Annotated in this window: 20 protein-coding genes and 1 pseudogene; 16 read left to right on the plus strand and 5 right to left on the minus strand. The window is 71.6% G+C overall.

The annotated features are described in order from the left end of the window. Positions 1-184 precede the first annotated feature (184 nt). Together HKK74_RS07765 and HKK74_RS07770 are read left to right on the plus strand one after the other, a co-directional pair. The gene (locus HKK74_RS07765) at positions 185-877 is read left to right on the plus strand and encodes a copper homeostasis protein CutC (RefSeq protein ID WP_187242397.1); all 693 of its coding nucleotides are present in this window, start codon (positions 185-187) and stop codon (positions 875-877) included. Positions 878-1000: 123 nt separating this feature from the next. Next, entirely contained in the window at positions 1001-1471 is a 471-nt protein-coding gene (locus HKK74_RS07770; protein WP_187242398.1) for a hypothetical protein, read from the plus strand. Between the two features lie 163 nt (positions 1472-1634). On the opposite strand, the gene HKK74_RS07775 is transcribed toward HKK74_RS07770, so the two are convergent. Then, the gene (locus tag HKK74_RS07775; protein ID WP_187242399.1) at positions 1635-1844 is read right to left on the minus strand and encodes a hypothetical protein; all 210 of its coding nucleotides are present in this window, start codon (positions 1842-1844) and stop codon (positions 1635-1637) included. Positions 1845-2206: 362 nt separating this feature from the next. On the opposite strand from HKK74_RS07775, the gene HKK74_RS07780 reads away from it, so the two are divergent. From HKK74_RS07780 to HKK74_RS07800, 5 genes are all read left to right on the plus strand, one after another. Next, complete coding sequence (locus HKK74_RS07780; protein WP_187242400.1) at positions 2207-2974, plus strand: metallophosphoesterase family protein; 768 nt, start codon at positions 2207-2209, stop codon at positions 2972-2974. Positions 2975-3056: 82 nt separating this feature from the next. Beyond that, a complete protein-coding gene (locus tag HKK74_RS07785) occupies positions 3057-3491 on the plus strand; it encodes an SRPBCC family protein (RefSeq protein ID WP_187242401.1) in 435 nt (144 codons plus the stop codon). 67 nt (positions 3492-3558) lie between these two features. After that, positions 3559-3897: a hypothetical protein gene (locus tag HKK74_RS07790; RefSeq protein ID WP_187242402.1), complete on the plus strand. Its 339-nt coding sequence runs from the start codon at positions 3559-3561 to the stop codon at positions 3895-3897. A 69-nt stretch (positions 3898-3966) separates the two neighbouring features. Beyond that, positions 3967-4911, plus strand: coding sequence for an ROK family glucokinase (locus HKK74_RS07795; RefSeq protein ID WP_187242403.1), 945 nt, complete (start codon positions 3967-3969; stop codon positions 4909-4911). Between the two features lie 341 nt (positions 4912-5252). Beyond that, on the plus strand, positions 5253-5957 hold the full coding sequence (locus tag HKK74_RS07800) for an endonuclease/exonuclease/phosphatase family protein (RefSeq protein ID WP_187242404.1): 705 nt from the start codon (positions 5253-5255) through the stop codon (positions 5955-5957). 43 nt (positions 5958-6000) lie between these two features. On the opposite strand, the gene HKK74_RS07805 is transcribed toward HKK74_RS07800, so the two are convergent. Further along, entirely contained in the window at positions 6001-6786 is a 786-nt protein-coding gene (locus HKK74_RS07805; RefSeq protein ID WP_187242405.1) for a hypothetical protein, read from the minus strand. Between the two features lie 212 nt (positions 6787-6998). On the opposite strand from HKK74_RS07805, the gene HKK74_RS07810 reads away from it, so the two are divergent. From HKK74_RS07810 to HKK74_RS07845, 8 genes are all read left to right on the plus strand, one after another. Then, positions 6999-7745: a lysophospholipid acyltransferase family protein gene (locus HKK74_RS07810; RefSeq protein ID WP_187242586.1), complete on the plus strand. Its 747-nt coding sequence runs from the start codon at positions 6999-7001 to the stop codon at positions 7743-7745. 5 nt (positions 7746-7750) lie between these two features. Next, a complete protein-coding gene (gene macS / locus HKK74_RS07815) occupies positions 7751-8875 on the plus strand; it encodes a MacS family sensor histidine kinase (protein WP_187242406.1) in 1125 nt (374 codons plus the stop codon). A gap of 181 nt (positions 8876-9056) precedes the next feature. Further along, on the plus strand, positions 9057-9635 hold the full coding sequence (locus HKK74_RS07820; protein ID WP_187242407.1) for a hypothetical protein: 579 nt from the start codon (positions 9057-9059) through the stop codon (positions 9633-9635). A 95-nt stretch (positions 9636-9730) separates the two neighbouring features. Next, the gene (locus HKK74_RS07825; RefSeq protein WP_187242587.1) at positions 9731-10366 is read left to right on the plus strand and encodes a response regulator; all 636 of its coding nucleotides are present in this window, start codon (positions 9731-9733) and stop codon (positions 10364-10366) included. A 162-nt stretch (positions 10367-10528) separates the two neighbouring features. Next, positions 10529-11485 carry a TIGR04222 domain-containing membrane protein gene (locus HKK74_RS07830; RefSeq protein ID WP_187242408.1) on the plus strand — a complete coding sequence of 319 codons (957 nt, stop codon included), beginning with the start codon at positions 10529-10531 and terminating at the stop codon, positions 11483-11485. Positions 11486-11702: 217 nt separating this feature from the next. Then, positions 11703-12680 (plus strand): TIGR04222 domain-containing membrane protein, encoded by a 978-nt coding sequence (locus HKK74_RS07835; protein WP_187242409.1) that lies wholly within the window; start codon positions 11703-11705, stop codon positions 12678-12680. Positions 12681-12685: 5 nt separating this feature from the next. Then, positions 12686-13510 (plus strand): MbnB/TglH/ChrH family RiPP precursor modification enzyme, encoded by an 825-nt coding sequence (locus tag HKK74_RS07840; RefSeq protein WP_222721996.1) that lies wholly within the window; start codon positions 12686-12688, stop codon positions 13508-13510. Continuing rightward, entirely contained in the window at positions 13507-14001 is a 495-nt protein-coding gene (locus HKK74_RS07845; RefSeq protein ID WP_187242411.1) for an SCO6045 C-terminal-like domain-containing protein, read from the plus strand. The genes HKK74_RS07840 and HKK74_RS07845 overlap by 4 nt, the downstream gene beginning before the upstream one ends. Here HKK74_RS07845 and HKK74_RS07850 read toward each other — a convergent pair. The 3 genes and pseudogenes from HKK74_RS07850 to HKK74_RS07860 form a co-directional block, all read right to left on the minus strand. Continuing rightward, complete coding sequence (locus HKK74_RS07850) at positions 13986-14639, minus strand: response regulator (RefSeq protein ID WP_187242412.1); 654 nt, start codon at positions 14637-14639, stop codon at positions 13986-13988. The two genes, HKK74_RS07845 and HKK74_RS07850, sit on opposite strands and share 16 nt — an antisense overlap. Further along, positions 14630-14791, minus strand: a pseudogene (locus tag HKK74_RS07855) (sensor histidine kinase); the annotation flags it as partial. The gene HKK74_RS07850 and the pseudogene HKK74_RS07855, both read right to left, overlap by 10 nt. Positions 14792-14864: 73 nt before the next feature. Beyond that, positions 14865-15554: a DedA family protein gene (locus HKK74_RS07860; RefSeq protein ID WP_187242413.1), complete on the minus strand. Its 690-nt coding sequence runs from the start codon at positions 15552-15554 to the stop codon at positions 14865-14867. Positions 15555-15877: 323 nt separating this feature from the next. Here HKK74_RS07860 and HKK74_RS07865 point away from each other — a divergent pair, with 323 nt between their 5' ends. Further along, a complete protein-coding gene (locus HKK74_RS07865) occupies positions 15878-16903 on the plus strand; it encodes a 6-phosphofructokinase (RefSeq protein WP_187242414.1) in 1026 nt (341 codons plus the stop codon). Positions 16904-16989 lie beyond the last annotated feature (86 nt).

A 16989-nucleotide genomic window follows, 5' to 3' on the forward strand; every position in this document is an offset into this window, starting at 1 on the left:
CGATGGGTAGCGCCAGCTTGGTAACGGTGTTCACAATCCTGTCATCGTTCGACCAATCAATGCGAAAGCCTGCTGCGCGTCCTGCCAACGACAGGTCAAGCGTGTGCGCCTTTCCGGGTCGCGCGGGCCTGTTCACCTAGGCTTGACCTCGAAGAACTCCGGGGGGATCGGATCGGGGAAGGCCATGGCTCTGCTCGAGGTCATTGCACTGGACGCCGCCGACGCGCGGGCCGCCGAGGAAGGCGGTGCCGACCGGCTCGAGGTGGCCGCGGACATGGCCGCGGACGGGCTCACCCCCGATCCCGTCGTCGTGGCCGAGATACGGGCCGTCACGTCGCTGCCGCTGAGGGTGATGCTGCGGGCGAACGCGGGCTTCCGTACCACCGCGCCGGAGCTCGACCGGCTGCGGAGGGCCGCCGAGACGCTGAAGGGGGCCGGGGCGGACGGCTTCGTCTTCGGGTTCCTCGACTCGGTCGGGCATGTCGACCTGGCGGCGCTCGGCAAGCTCGCCGCGGTCGTCTCGCCCCTGCCGTGGACCTTTCACCGGGCCATCGACCACGCGGCCAACCCGGCCCTCGCGTGGCGGACGGTCCGTGATCTGCCCGGAGTCGACACCGTGCTCACCGCCGGGTCGGCGCGCGGGGTCGACGCCGGGGTCGATGTGCTCGTACGCCGGGTGGCGGAGAACTCGGACTCGGCCCGGCTCGTGATGGCGGGTGGCGGGCTGCGCCGCAGGCACATCGCGCTTTTGGCGGCCGCGGGTGTCGGCTCGTTCCATGTCGGCGGCTCGGCCCGGCCCGAGGGATCATGGGAGGCCCCCGTCAGCGCGGGGCTGGTCCGGGAGTGGCGCGCCCTGGTCGCCGCCGCCGGCCGCTGAGGGGTACCTCACCGCTTTTCTTCGACGCGTTCCGGCGTGTGGTGAACCCCGCACGGGGGCTCGTGCGTATCCCTGTGCGTGAGCACGCACGTCCATAGCCGTCGCCCAGGGAAAGGGCCATCGATGGTGTTCCGCAGCCGCGCCGTTGTGAGGGTGTTCGTGATGCTGGTCGCGGCACAGGCCGCCGTGTCCTGTACGCGGGGGAGCGGGGCGCCCGCCCCGAGTGAGGCCGGCGATCCGAGCTTCCCGGCCAGGGCGGCGAAGGCCGCGACGCTCGAGCAGCTCGCGTCGAGAACCGGCTGCGAGCTCCAGACGCAGACCAACGCCGCCGAACTCAGGCAGGGCCAGTGCAAGACCTCCGACAACCGCTACGTCATGCTGACCTTCGTCACGGACAAGGCCAAGGAGACCTGGCTGAGCGCGGCGAAGGAATGGGGCGGGACCTATCTCATCGGCCCCCGGTGGGTCATCGTCGGCACCCAGCAGAACCTCCAGCCGTTCTACGACAAGCTCGGTGGCGCCATTCAGGACGGCGATGACCACGGCAGGTCCGGCTCGGGCCACCAAGGGCATACTCCGGCGGCCTCTCCCTGACCGAGCGCGCTCTCCTTCACCGGCGTCGCGGACCACGAGAACGCGGAATGCCGAACTCGCGAAGCGGAATGAGTGATTCCGGGCCGGGTGACGAGAGGGAATTCGCGCGCGGATATGCGACGGGCTCCCGCGCCCAGAGGCGCGGGAGCCCTTTCCGGTCAGGTCAGAAGTCGCCGTCGCCGCAGTCGCCGTCGTCCTCGAAGAGGAAGAAGTCGTCGTCCTCGACGATGAATTCGCCGCCGCCGCCCCACGTGGGCGCGGTGATGGCCTGGGTGACCGTTGCGGCCTGCGCGGACGCCGCCGTCAGGCCGGCACCCGCTCCCGCGAAGGCGAGGGCCGCGATGACCGCTGCGATGCGCATGGGAGTTCTCATGGAAGTTCCTCCTTGGAGGATTCGAAGTCGAAAGGTGCGAAATGCGCCTGCGGGATGAAGAGATTCGCACGATGAGTCCCTAAGGCCCACCATCTGACTCCATCTCGCGTGTTCCACCTACGCCATCCCCGGCGGCAAGCGCGACAAACCATCAGATATCCCGACTTGACGCTTTTGCTAAATCGGAAATACTAACGTTTTTACTGATGGCGGGCGATTGGAGCGGTTATGTGGGGAAACGCCCGGTTTATAGGTTTTCACGGGAAATGCTAGGTCTTGTGGTGGTTCTCGGCCGGCGGTGCCCTGGCGGACGGCTCGCGGCGCCGAGGCTTCACGGCCCCGTGAGCGCTTACTGTTGATTCATGCGAATCCATGTGGTGAGCGACGTTCACGGCCGCGTGGACGCCCTCGCCCGGGCGGCCGACGGGGCCGACGCGCTCGTGTGTCTCGGCGACCTCATCCTGTTCATCGACTACGCCGACCACGCGCAGGGCATCTTCGCCGAGCTCTTCGGCCAGCAGAACGCCGATCACTTCATCGCGCTGCGCACCCAGAAGCGGTTCGACGATGCGCGCCGGTTCTCTCAGGAGATGTGGGGCTCGCTGGACGGCGAAGCCTGGCCGCACATCGAGCGCGCCGTCCGCCGCCAGTACGCCCAGCTGTTCCAGGCGATGCCGGCCCCCGCCTATCTCACCTACGGCAACGTCGACCTCCCGCGCATGTGGGGCGACTATCTGCGGGACGGGCACCGCGTGCTCGACGGCGAGGTCGTCGAGCTGGGCGGGCTGCGGTTCGGCTTCGTCGGCGGCGGGCTGCGCACCGAGTACCGCACGCCGAACGAGCTGGACGATGAGGTCTACGCGGCCAAGGTCGCCGCGGTCGGGGCGGTCGACGTGCTCTGCTGCCACATCCCGCCCGCCGTGCCCGACCTGCTGTACGACACGGTCGCGCGGCGGTTGGAGCGGGGCAGCGAGGCGGTGCTCGAGCTGATCCACGAGACGCAGCCACGGTACGTCCTGTTCGGGCACGTCCATCAGCCGCTCGCGCGGCGGATGCGGGTCGGCCGTACGGAATGCGTCAACGTCGGTCACTTCCGGGCCAGCGGAACGCCGTACGTCCTGATGGTTTAGGCGGTGCATCCTCTGGGGGTACGCTCCACGTGGCTCACCAGGGGCGCGCGGTGGGGGCATACGAGGTGAAGGGCGGACGCCGATGGCGGATCGGACGAGTTCCACTATCGTGATCAAAAGGGGACGACCCGAGATCACCGAGGTCATCGCCGACCTGGAGGGCTACCCCGAATGGGCCGGGGGCATCCGGGACGTCGAGGTACTCGAGGCCAGTGCCGACGGCCGGCCGGCACGGGTGCGCATGACCATCGACGCGGGCCCCATCAAGGACACCATAGGCCTTTCGTACGACTGGGACGGCGACGAGGGCGTGCGCTGGACGCTGGTCGAGAAGGGCAACGTGGTGACGTCACTGCGCGGCTCCTACCGGCTCGAAGAGCGCGAAGGCGCCACCGAGGTCACCTACGAACTGGCCGTCGACTCGCGCATTCCCATGATCGGCATGGTCAAGCGCAGGGGCGAAAAGATGATCATCGATTCGGCGCTCAAGGGCCTGAAGCGGCACGTCGAGCGGTGACCGATACCAGCGTGCCGCCGCCGGGGCGGTACGGTTTCTCGCCGATGACGAGGTGGATGATGGTCCCATGAGCGAGCAGTCGGGTCAGGTCCTCGAGGAGGCCGTGAAGCTCTTCGTGACGATGCGCCGGCGGATGCGGAGCAGCGCGCCCGCCGACGACGACGTCTGGGGCTGGGCGACGCACGAGAGTGCGGCGTCCCATTTCGCCACTGGTGCTGCGGAGTGCCAGTACTGTCCGATCTGCCGTACGATCGCCGCCGCGCGCGCGTCGGGCACCGACGTCGTCGGGCATGTGATGGACGCCGGCCAGGCACTGATCGCGGCGATGCGCGAGACGGTGGCGGCCTACGACCGTTCCAGGCCGCCTCGCCAGGGGACCGACGGAGACCCCATCGACGTCGGCTGAATCCGGCAGGCCGGCATGGAACCCACCGGGGGCGACCGCCCGCCGGATGTGAACAGGAGGATGCGGTACATGGCGCTGACCATCGGCGTGGACGTCGGCGGCACGAAGGTGGCCGCCGGCGTTGTCGATCACCATGGCCGGATTCTGGAGCAGGTACGACGGCCGACGCCGTCCACCAATCCGAAGGAGACCGCCGAGGTCATCGCCGAGGTCGTCAACCTGCTGAAGGATAAGTTCGTCGACGTCAAGGCGGTCGGCGTCGGCGCGGCCGGGTTCGTCGACGAAGCCCGGGCCATGGTCCACTTCGCGCCCAACCTCGCCTGGCGCGATGAGCCGATCAAGCAGAAGATCGAGGAACGGGTCGAACTCCCCGTCGTCGTCGAGAACGACGCCAACGCCATGGCGTGGGGCGAGGCGCGGTTCGGAGCCGGCCGGGGTGAGGACTTCCTGGTCTGCGTCACCCTCGGCACCGGCATCGGCGGCGGCATCGTCGTCGACGGCAACCTCTACCGCGGCCGCTTCGGCATCGGCGGTGAGATCGGCCATTTCCGGGTGGTGCCCGAGGGTCGTCGCTGCGGCTGCGGCAACCGCGGCTGCTGGGAACAGTACGCCAGCGGCAGCGCGCTCGTCGCCGAGGCCCGCGACCTCGCGCGCGTCTCACCCGCGCTGGCCGGCCGGCTGCTCGAACTCGGCGACGGCGAGCCCAACGGCATCAGCGGACCCGAGATCACCCAGGCCGCCCGGGAAGGCGATCCCGCCGCGATCGAATGCTTCCAGACCATCGCCAGATGGGTCGGGCAGGGCCTCGCCGACCTGACGGCGATCCTCGACCCGGGCGTCTTCATCATCGGCGGCGGGCTCTCCGACGCGGGAGACCTGTTGCTCGCTCCCGTGCGCGCCGCGTTCGAGACCATGCTCACCGGCCGTGGCCACCGCGCCTTCGCCGACATTCGCATCGCAGAGCTGGGCTCGGCGGCCGGCATCGTCGGCGCGGCCGACCTCGCTCGTATTTGACCGCGCTCGCTACGCTCGCGCAGCGAGCGGGCGCTTTGACGCGTGCCTCATGGCCGCGCCTTCGGCGCGGCGGCTCGCGGGCGCTTTGACGCGTGTCTCATGGCCGCGCCTTCGGCGCGGCGGCTCGCGGGCGCTTTGACGCGGTGTCTTCCCTCGTCGCTCAGTCGCTCGTTCCTCGCTCCCTCGCTCCTCAGTCCAGACACCGCGCGCCCGCTCGCGGGCTCTTGAGCCGCTCTCATCAGCCGGCGTCGAGGTGTTGGTGGGGCGTACGGGTAGTGAAGGTTGCGGTACGGGTCCGCTCGGAGTGATCATCCGGCAGGACGCGCGGGTACGTTGGGGACGTGCCGACCATACGGGTGCTGAGCTACAACATCAGGTCGTTGCGCGACGACACCACCGCGCTCGAGCGGGTCGTTCGCGGATGCGCGCCCGATCTCGTGTGCTTGCAGGAGGTCCCGCGCTTCCTGCTGTGGCGCGCGAAGCGCCGGCGGTTCGCGCGGCACTGTGGGCTCACCGTCGGCGCCGGGCGCCGGGCGGCGGGCCTGGCGGTGCTGGCCGGCCCGCGCGCCACCGTGCTCCATCAGGAGTACCACCTGCTCACCCGGGTGGCGGGGATGCACCGCCGGGGCCTCGCGATCGCCGTGGCCGAGGTCCAGGGCGTCCGGCTCATCGCCGCGAGCACCCATCTCGACCTGGCCGACCTGCCCAGGCGGGCCCATGTCGGCCAGGTGCTCGGCCTGCTGGAGCGGGCCAGGTGCAGGTACCGCGCACCCGTCGTGCTGACGGGCGACATCAACGAAGACTCCGGAGGGCAGGCCTGGGATCTGCTCGCGCGAAGGTTCCAGGACGCCTATGCCACGGCACCGGCCGGGATGGGACACACGTACTCGGCGCGTCGCCCGCAGCGGCGCATCGACGCGATCTTCGCCGACCCGGAGGTCGAGGTCATCGGTTGCGGCGTGCCCGCCGACGCCGCGGTCACCGCCGACTACGCGAGAGCCACCGACCACCGCCCGGTGGTCGCGGAACTCGCCCTGCGCGCTTGACCGGCTCCGTACGGCCTGCAGGCGATCTTCGAGCGGCGCTCCGTCAGACGACGGCGCCGTCGTCGGGGCCGCGCGGCTCATCGCCCATCCGCAGCACCAGTGTCACGAAGCCGCCGATGAAGGCCGCGACCGCGAGGAACGCGGCCCAGCCGGGCACCTCCCAGCCGAGCAGCACGGTCAGCAGCAGGTACAGCGGACCGCCGAGCAGGGACGCCCAGGCCGTCCGCGTGACGGTGTCGCCGCTCGGCAGTGGCGGCGGAGGCGGCGGCACGTAGTGCCCCTCGTCGTCAGCGGCCGGGGCCGGTGACCCGCCGGACAGCTCGACCACGCGCGCGGTCGGCAGCCGCCCGGTGCGATCGTCGCCCTCGACGCCGGTGAGCTCGCCGTCGGTGGGCTCGTCGAGGTCCTCCTCGTCGGGCCAGGGCTTCGCCCCGTCGTTCGGGGACTTCTCGAAGGACGCCACGATCTCGGCCCAGACGGCGTCGTCGTCGCGCTCGACCGTGTCGGTGCCGGTCTCGGTCTCCGTTGCGGCACCCCCGTCCGCCGGACGGGCGCCGGGCCCGGGGTCGTGGCTGAGCTCCTCGCGCAGCCGGTCGAGATGTGAGTGCAGCACGTTCTCGGCGGTGGACTTCATGGACGTGTCCACGTACAGGCGGTCCAGAGGTTCCTCCGCCGGAGGCTCCTCCGAGGGCTCGGTCGCGGAGGACGCCGCGTATGCGGCCACGCCCGCCTCGCGCAGCGCGGCGAGCATGGCGTCCGCCAGCTCGGCCACGAGATCGGCCAGCGGTGCGTATGCGGCTGCGGACAGCCCGTTGCCACGACGGTTCACGGGTTCGGCTCCCCCGATGGACCGGGCCTCAGCGCCATGACAGCCCTCGCTCCCCTCGACAAGCGTTACTGAGATGAGCCTACGGCCCGAATCGTCCCATGCGTTGCGCTCGTACACCAAGGGTGTGGGAGACCCGCGCTCGAGATGGCAGGATGTCCAATCATCTCCGGTTCGGCAGGCTGTCGAAGGCATGTTCCAAGAAGGGTGGCGGCATGTTCTGGTGGGTGGTCAAGGCCATCTTGGGACCCGTCCTCACCATCGTGTGGCGCCCCCGCAACGAAGGCATGCACAACGTTCCGCGCACCGGGCCGGTCATCATGGCGAGCAATCACCTGTCGTTCGCCGACCACTTCTTCGGGCCGCTGCCGCTGCGGCGCCCCATCGTGTTCCTCGGCAAGCGCGAGTACTTCACCGGCAAGGGGATCAAGGGCTTCGTGAACCGGCTCTTCTTCAGCGGAGTGGGCGTCATCCCGCTGGACCGCACGGGCGGCGGGGCGAGCGACGAGGCTCTTCGGACCGGCCTGCGGGTGCTCGGCGAGGGCAAGTTGCTCGGGATCTATCCCGAGGGGACGCGGGCGCCCGACAATCGGCTCTACCGTGGCAAGACGGGGGTCGCCCGGCTGGCGCTCGAATCCCGGGCGCCGGTCATTCCCATGGCCATGATCAACACATTCGAGCTGATGCCGTCCGGCCGGACCCGGCCACGGCTGGGGGTGCGCCCCGGCGTGCGCTTCGGCGAGCCCCTTGACTTCTCGCGTTACTACGGCAAGGCCGAGGACCATCAGGTGCTGCGCGCCGTGACCGACGAGATCATGAAGGCGATCAGGGAGCTGTCCGGCCAGGAGTACGTCGACCGCTACGCCGCCGACGTCAAGGCCGAGATGGCCGACAAGGCGGCCGGGCGGGCCGCTCCCGCGGACGAGACGGGCGCGCAGCGGGACTCCGATACCGGAGGCTGAACCGGATGGGCTTCGAGGTCCCCCTGTGGCGCACCGCCGCGGTCTTCCGGGTCGCCGCCCTTGCGTACGCCGCGGTCCTGGTCACCGCGAACTTCGCGCACTACCGGCATCCCCTCGGCGGCTGGATCGTGCTGGCGGTGATGGCAGCGTGGACCGCCTGTGCCGTCTACGCGTATGCCGATTCCGGGCGGCGGGGCTGGCCACTGCTGGTCACCGATCTGTCCGTGGCGGCCGGTTGCCTGCTCGCCACGGCCTGGGTGGACGCCCCGGACCGGATCGCCGGAGGGAGCCCCACGCTGCCGACGGTGTGGGTCGCCGCGGCCGTGCTCACGTGGGCGGTGTCGGGCGGAAAGGGGCGCGGCGCCGTCGCCGCGCTCGTGATCTCGGTGGCCGGCCTCGGTGTGCACAAGCTCGCCGGCAGCGCGCCGACACAGTCGACGCTCAACGGGATCGTGCTGGTGTTCCTCGCAGGGGTCATCGTCGGGCACGGCGCGCGGCTGGCCGTCGACGCCGAGGCGAGGCTGGCCCGGGCCATCGAGCTCGAGGCGGCCACGCGTGAACGGGAACGGCTCGCCCGCCGCATCCACGACTCGGTGCTGCAGGTGCTCGCCCTCGTGCAGCGCCGCGGCAGCGAGTTCGGCGGGCCTGCGGCCGAGCTGGGCCGGCTCGCCGGCGAGCAGGAGAGCGCGCTGCGCGCGCTGATCGGTTCTCATGGCGGTCCGGCCGACTCCACAGGTGAGGCCGACCTGCGCGTGCTCCTCACCGCGCACGCGTCGATGACGGTCACGGTCGCCACGCCGGCCTCGTCGGTGCCGTTGCCCGTGCGCACGGCGCGGGAGATCGAGGCCGCGGTCCTCGCGGCGCTGGACAACGTGCGGCGTCACTGCGGAGAGGGCGCGCGGGCGTGGGTGTTGCTGGAGCGCGATGACGACGGCGTGACCGTGAGCGTCCGCGACGACGGGCCGGGCATGTCCGCCGATCGGCTGACCACGGCGGAGGCCGATGGGCGGCTCGGTGTGGCGCAGTCCATCCGCGGCCGGATCCGAGACCTCGGCGGCGCCGTCTCGGTCACCTCGGTGCCGGGCGAGGGCACCGAGATCGAGATGCGCGTTCCGGCGGGCGTGGGCTGACCGGAACCGTGGGCTGACCGGCACCGCGTCTCCTGGGCGACCGGCACCGCGTCTCCTGGGCGACCGGCGCCTTGCCCCGTGGGGCGGACCGCACCGTGCCCGTCTTACACGGGGCTTAGCCGCCTGCGTGCATGATGACGCCCACGACGCGGGACTCCGTGCCGCGAGCCGAGGAGACACGATGGCCGACGAGAAGGACAAGCGGGTGGCCGGTCCGGCCGAGCAGCCGGCGGAGAGCCGGCAGGAACCGCCTCCCGGCGACCCGCACGCCGTTGCCGGGCACGAGCACGGCGGTATCGGAACGCCTGGCGCGGAGCCGGCCCCACCGGCCTCGCCGCCCCCGCCGCCCTCGCCTCCGGGGCTGCCCCAGCCGCCTCCGCCCCCGCGACCACCGTTCGCCGAGCCCGTCCCGCCGCCGGGGGAGGCACGGCACCGCGATTTCGGCTGGGCCCGGCGCCGGTCCGTCCAGCTCGTCGCCGCGGGCATCGCCGGGGCGATCCTCGGCGGTGGGGCCGTGGCCCTGCTGGATCTGCTCGATGATCGTGGAGAGCATCGCTATGTGAGATTCGAGCGCGGTCCGGGGCCGTACGGGCCCGGACCGAAACGGTGGTACGGCCCCGACTGGAACGGTGAGGAGCAGGGCGAATGGCCGCCGCGGTGGCAGCAGCAGCAGCCCTTCCCCCGACGCGTCCCGCCGATGCCCGGCGTGCCGCAGGAGCCGACGGCGCCGCCGCTGCCGTCGCCGTCCCCCTCCTCCTGACCCACGCGGGCGCCGGCCGGCGGACCTGAGGGGCTGCCGCGACCCGCACGGTGACGGTTAGGGTGATCGGCGTGACCGACATCCCCCTGCGCGTCATGGTCGTCGATGATCACCCGATGTGGCGTGACGCGGTCGCCCGCGACCTCTCCGACGCCGGCTACGACGTCGTGGCGACGGCCGGCGAGGGCCGCGCCGCCGTGCGGATCGCCGGTGCGGTGAGGCCACAGGTCGTGGTCGTCGATCTTCAACTGCCCGACATCAGTGGTGTCGAGGTGACGCGGCAACTGGTCGCCGCCGACCCCTCGGTGCGTGTGCTCGTGCTGTCGGCCAGCGGCGAGCAGGAGGATGTGCTCGGCGCGGTCAAGGCCGGTGCGACCGGCTACCTGATCAAGTCCGCCGGTCGTGACGAGTTCCTGGACGCGGTGCGCCGGACGGCCGTGGGCGACGCGGTGTTCACGCCGGGACTGGCCGGGCTCGTGCTGGGGGAGTACCGCAGGCTGGCCGCGGCCCCGCGGCGCCACGACGAGGACACCCCTCGGCTCACCGAGCGCGAGACCGAGGTATTGCGGCTGGTCGCCAAGGGACTGACCTACAAGCAGATCGCCGAGCGCCTGGTGCTGTCGCACCGAACGGTGCAGAACCACGTACAGAACACCCTCAACAAGCTGCAGTTGCACAATCGCGTTCAGCTCGTGCGCTACGCCATCGAGAAGGGCCTCGACCAGGAGTGACCGGTTCAGACCGGCACCTCCAGCACGGCGGCGCCGGTCGGCCGGGCGCACCGGCCGCGTTCCGTCGCACGAAGGTGTCAACCGAACGCGGGTTTCGCGCATCTATGTGGTGAGGGGCCGGGTTGCGGGGCCCGGCCCCCCACCGGCGGCGGGGAGAGTGCCATGCCGAGTGCCGCGCAGGGGGATGCCTGGGGCATCTCGGATCCGATGTTCGCTGCCGGTTACGTCGTCGCGGCCGTCGCGCTCGCGGGACTGACGGTGCTTCTGCGCCGCAGGATCACGCGGGGACGGCCGGCGAAGGCTCCACTCGATCCGATCGAGACCGCCTACCTCGGTGGCGGTCCGCCCAGGGCGATCGCCGCCGCCGTCATGGCGCTGCGGGCCGACCGGGCCGTCAAGAGCGCCGGGCGTGGCCGCCTGGAGGCCACGGGCGCCTCGTACGCCGCCGCCGACGCGATCGGCGCGCTGCTCATCGAGAAGGTGTTCAGGGCGATCCGGAGCGATGGAGTGGTCAGGACGGCGCACCTCGGCACCGACCTGGGGATACGGCGAGCGCTCGACAAGACCCGGCGCGACCTGGAGCGCAAGGGACTCCTGTCGACCGCGGCCGAGCGATCCCGGCTCCGTCTCACCGTCGTTCCGCTCGGTGGGCTGCTGGTCATCGGCCTGGTCCGTCTCGGGGCCGGCGTCGGGAACGGGGCCCCGGTGGTCGTCCTCATGCTGGCCATGATCGGAGTGACGGTCCTGACGGTGGCCGGGCTCGTCGTGAGACCGCGCGTCACGACGGCCGGCCAGGTGGCGCTCGCCGATGCCAGGACCACGCACGCGCATCTGGAGCCGTCGATGTCCCCGGCGTGGCAGACCTACGGGACGGCCGACGTCGCGTACGGCGTCGGCGTGTTCGGCGTGGCGGCGATGCTGAGCGTCGACCCGGCCTTCGCCGAGGAGTCCGCGATCATCGAGCAGGTCCACGTGCAGGCCGGTGGCGGAGGTAGCGGGAGCACCGGTGGCTGGAGTGGCTGGGGTGGCCGGTGTGGCAGTGGGGACGGAGCCGGCGGGGACGGTGGAGGCGGGGACGGTGGCTGCGGCGGTGGGGGTGGCTGCGGCGGCGGAAGTTGAGGCGGCGGGGCGAACCGCGGCGGACGGCGACCGAGTGGGGCGTGCGGGCGACGGCCGGACCTGGCGGCGCGTGCCATGCCAAGCCCGGCCGTACGAGATCGCGAAATCGGTGTGTTTTGTGTCATAGGACCCGGAACCATTCGCGGCCTTCTGGCATCTATGAGACCAAGGGGCCGGGATGCGGGGCCCGGCCCCTGACTCTTTGCGGGGAGAGACTGTGCAGACTGTTGGGCAAGGCGACACCTGGGGCATCTCCAACTCACTGTTCATCACTCTGTTCGTGACGGCGGCCGTCGCGCTGGTCGTGCTGGCGCTGGTCCTGCGGTTGCGCGTGGGACGAGGCGGCGCCGTCCCGCGCACGCTAGGGCCCGTCGAGACGGCCTACGTCGCCGGAGGGCCGGGGATGGCGGTCCTCGCCGCGCTCGCTGAGCTGCGGGTCGGCGGTGCCGTCGCCGGGGTCGGTCAGGGTTTCGTACGGGCTGTAGACGTGCCGAACACGGCGCGCGAGCCGCTCTCCGAGGCGCTTTTGACGGCCGTCCGGCAACGCGGGTCCGCCCGGGTCCGGCATCTTCCGTCGGAGTATCACGTGCGGCAGACGCTCGAGGGGGTCCGCACGACGCTCCAGCGAGACGGCTTCCTGATCACCGAGGCAGAACGGATGTGGGTCCGTCTCGCCGCCCTGCCCCTCGGTGTGCTCATCGGTGTCGGCATCGCGCGCATCATCGTCGACGCGCAGAACGGCGAGCCGATCGGATTCCTCCCGGTGCTGCTGCCGGTCGTGGCCTTCGCCGCCCTGGTCCTGTTCTTCGCCGGCCTTCCGCGGGTGACCCGGGCAGGAGGCGACGCGCTGCGGAGCGCCCGAGCCGAGCACGCGTATCTCGACCCTTCGAAGAACCCCGCGTGGTCCGTGTACGGTCCGCACGGCGCCGCTCTCGGCGTCGCGCTGTTCGGCCTGCCCGCGCTCCTCAGCATCGATCCCACCTTTGCGGAGCAGGCCGAGCTCGGGCGTTACTCCCGGTCGCAGACGGACGGCGGGTACGCCGGCGGCTACGCCTGTGCCGCCGCCGGCTCGGGCGGCTGCGGCGGCGGGAGCGGCTGCGGCGGAGGAGGCTGCGGCGGCGGCGGTGGTGGCAGCGGCGGTGGCAGCGGCGGCGGTTGCGGCGGTGGTGGTGGCGGTTGCGGCGGTGGCGGATGAGCGGCGTGGTCGCGCCCCCCGTGGACCTCGGTGTCGGCATCGGCTGGCGGCCGGACATCGCCGGCTTCGTCGCCGGACTGCCGGGGCTGCGGTTCACCGAAGTGATCGCGGAATCGGTGCATGCCGCGCATCCCGCCGACGAACTGCTCGCGCTGAGAGACCGGGGCACCCGGATCATTCCGCACGGGGTGCGGCTGTCGCTCGGCGGCGCCGAGCCGGTCACCGTCGACCGCGTCTCGCACCTCGCAGAGTGCGCGGAACTGCTCGACGCGCCCTTGGTCAGTGAGCACATCGCGTTCGTACGGGCGGGCGGGATCGAGGCGGGTCATCTGCTCCCTGTGCCCCGGACCCGCGCCGCGCTCGACGTGCTCACGGACAACATCCGCCGGACCTGCGCGGAGCTGCCCGTGCCGCTGGCGGTCGAACCGATCGCGACATTGTTCGACTGGCCGGACCAGGACTACGACGAGGCCGGTTTCCTGACCGAGGTGCTGGCGCGGACCGACGCCCTTCTGCTGCTCGACGTCGCCAACGTCTACGCCAACGCCCGAAACCGCGGTGAGGATCCGCTCGACCTGCTGGACTCGCTGCCGCTCGAGCGCGTGGCCTATGTGCACGTGGCCGGCGGCTCCGAGCGCGACGGGCTGTATCACGACACCCACACCGACCCGGTGCCGAACGAGGTGCTGGCCCTGGTCTCCGAGCTCTGCGCCAGGCGCGACCCGCCGGGGCTGCTGCTCGAACGCGACGGCCGGTATCCGCCCGCCGGCGAGCTGAGGGCCGAGCTCGACGCCATCGCCGACGCCGCCGGCCTTCCGCACGTGACATGACGGTCACGACACCGGACCCCGTTCCGGATCCGCCGCTGACGGCGCGCGAGGAACTCGCCGCCGCACAGGAGCGGCTGGTACGGGCGCTCGTAGCCGGTGACGAGCCGCCGCCCGGCTTCGACCCGGCGCGGATCGCGGTGGCGGCCCGGGCGCTGTTGAACAAGCGGGCCGGCGAGGTGGCCCGTGCGTGGCCCCGGCTGGCCGCGGCCCACGGTGCCCGGTGGCCGGCCGCCTTCGCTGACTGGGCCGCCGGAACCCCCTCCCGGGGGGCCTGGCTCGACGGGTGGGGGTTCGCCCGCTCCCGCCGCGCCCACCTGCCGCCCGCCGCGGCGGCAGAGCTCGCGGGGTGCGAGGCCCACTGGTCGTACCGGCCCGACGGACCGCCGCGGCGCCGCCGCGTCGCGGTCGGCCGGCTGCCCGGGGGCGTGATCGTGCAGGTGCTCGGCCGCGCGGTGGTGGTGCGCCCGAGGCGGTCTCAGCTCCCGAGGTAGCGGAGCACGGCGAGGACGCGACGGCTGTAGCCGGTGGCGTGCGCCAGCCCGAGCTTGTCGAAGATCGCGTTGATGTGCTTCTCCACGGCGCTCTGGGAGATGTGGAGCCGGGCCGCGATGCCCGCATTGGTATGGCCCTGCGCCATGTGGTCGAGCACGTCGCGCTCCCGTGGGGTGAGGCGGCCCAGCGGGTCGGCCCGCGTGGTGCGCGCGAGCAGCTGCCTGACGACCTCGGGGTCGAAGGCCGCCCCGCCGGCGCCCACCCGCTCGAGCGCCGTGAGGAACTCCTCCACCTGCATGACGCGGTCCTTGAGCAGATAGCCGACGCCCTCGGTGTCGGCGGTGAGCAGCTCGGTGGTGTAGCGCTTCTCGACGTACTGCGACAGGACGAGGACGCCCACGCGCGGCCAGCGCCGGCGGATCTCCAGTGCGGCGCGCAGCCCCTCGTCGGTGTGGGACGGCGGCATTCTCACATCGGCCACCACCACGTCCGGTGGGGCCGCATCGACCGCCTCGATCGCCTCGATCAGCGCAGCGCCATCACCCACCGCGCCGATCACCTCATGGCCCTCCTCGGTGAGCAGGCGGATGAGCCCCTCACGCAGCAGCACCGAGTCCTCGGCCAGGATCACTCGCACGGCAGCTCCGCGACGACGGTGGTGGGGCCGCCGGGAGGGCTGTGCACCCGGAACCGCCCGTCGAGCGTGGCCACCCGGCGGGCCAGCCCGGACAGGCCGCCGCCCCCGGGGTCGGCACCCCCGGTCCCGTCCTCGTCCACGCGTACGACGACCATGCCGTCCGCGCGCGCGAGGCCCTCGGCGGGCTGGCCAGTTGCGCTCATCTGCACGGTCAGGTTAGCCGGATCAGCGCCGGGCCCGGTGGCCTGGGCTTCGCGTGGCTCGCCGGTCGCGCCGGACCCGGGCCACCCGCGCGGCCGCGAACCAGACGGTGGCGACCGCCACCGCGGCGGCGACGACGTACTGGAACACCCCGGCGTACTGCTCCGCCTGGTGCCAATTGTCGCCGAGCGCGTAGCCGGCCAGCACGAAGGCGGTGTTCCAGATCAGGCTCCCGAGTGCGGTGAAGGTCACGAAGGTCAGGATCGGCATCCGCTCGACCCCGGCCGGGATCGAGATCAGGCTGCGGAAGATCGGGATCATCCGCCCGAAGAACACCGTCTTGACCCCATGCCGGGCGAACCACGCCTCGGTCCGCTCGAGGTCGGAGACCTTCACCAGCGGCAGTCTCGCGGCGATCGCGAGGGTGCGGTCCCGGCCGACCAGCGCACCAGCGTAATAGAGCACGACGGCACCGGCGACCGAACCGAGGGTCGTCCAGAAGATGACGTTGAGCAGGTGCATGTCACCCTGGGCGGCGGTGAAACCGGCGAGCGGCAGGATCACCTCGCTCGGCAGCGGGGGAAACAGGTTCTCGAGGGCCACCGCGATTCCGGCGCCCGGGGCCCCGAGGGTCTCCATGAGCTGGGTGGCCCAGCCGGCGAATCCGCCCGCCGGTTCCGCCGTGGCGGCTTGGGCGACTGTTCGTACGATCATGTGGAAGACGCTAGAAAAGCCGGTCGCGCCGGACCATGAGGGCGGCCGTCGGATCCTCCGGGCGCCGGCCCCACCGCGATGGGTGCGGAAAACCACAGTGCCCGTGACCCGCGTACCCCGGGCGCCCGTGACCGCCGTGAACGCGTGCGCGGGAATGCGGGCGATTCCTGGTGATGCGACCATGAAGTCGGCGTCGTACCGCTATGGTCTAGACCATTGGATGCGAAGCGCGCCTGGGTGGGCGCGTGCCCCGGTCAGCCCCTTCCCGCCACTAGTCTGGGCGAGAGGGTCATCGGGGCCTGGTCAAGACGGAGGGGAATGGCATGCGCGTCGGAGTGCTGACCGGAGGCGGGGACTGCCCCGGTCTGAACGCCGTCATACGCGCCGTGGTGCGCAAGGGCGTGCAGGTCTTCGGATTCGAGTTCGTCGGATTCCGGGACGGCTGGCGCGGGCCGCTCGAGGGCGACACGGTCGCGCTGGACGTTCAGGCGGTACGGGGGATCCTGCCGAGGGGCGGCACCATCCTCGGCTCGTCCCGCACGAACCCGCTCAAGGTCGAGGGCGGCGTTGAACGGATCAAGGACAACCTGGCCGGGCTGGGGGTCGACGCCCTCATCGCGATCGGCGGAGAGGACACACTGGGCGTCGCCCGGCAGCTCTACGACAGCGGAGTCAACGTCATCGGCGTGCCGAAGACCATCGACAACGACCTCAACGCCACCGACTACACGTTCGGGTTCGACACCGCCGTGGGCATCGCGATGGAGGCCATCGACCGCCTGCACACCACCGCCGAAAGCCATCACCGCGCACTCATCTGCGAGGTCATGGGGCGGCACGCCGGCTGGATCGCGCTGCACGCCGGCATGGCCGGTGGTGCCAACGTCATCCTGATCCCCGAGCAGCCCTTCGACATCGACAAGGTATGCGCGTACGTCGAGAGCCGCTTCAAGACCCGCTACGCCCCGATCATCGTGGTGGCCGAGGGCGCCCACCCGCTCGACGGGCAGATGGAGCTGCAGGCGGGCGAGCTCGACGCCTTCGGCCACGTCCGTCTGGGCGGCATCGGTGAGCGTCTGGCCAATGAGATCGAGAAGCGCACCGGCAAGGAGGCCCGCACCACGGTCCTCGGCCACATCCAGCGCGGCGGCACGCCCACCGCGTTCGACCGCGTGCTCGCCACCCGCTTCGGCCTCCAGGCCATCGACGCCGTGGCCGACGGCGACTTCGGCAAGATGGTCGCGCTCCAGGGCACCGGCATCGTCCGGGTGGATCTGAGCGCCGCCACCGAGAAGCTGAAGACGGTCCCGGTCGAGCGCTACACCGAGGCAGAGGTCTTCTTCGGCTGACGCTCCGTCCGCACCGTGAGGCCACCCCGCCGGCGCCGTCGAAGGCTCCGGCGGGGGTGGCTGCGCAGGTGACGAGCCGTCGACGA

Source organism: Actinomadura alba (genome assembly GCF_014323705.1).
Lineage (GTDB): Bacteria > Actinomycetota > Actinomycetes > Streptosporangiales > Streptosporangiaceae > Actinomadura_C > Actinomadura_C alba.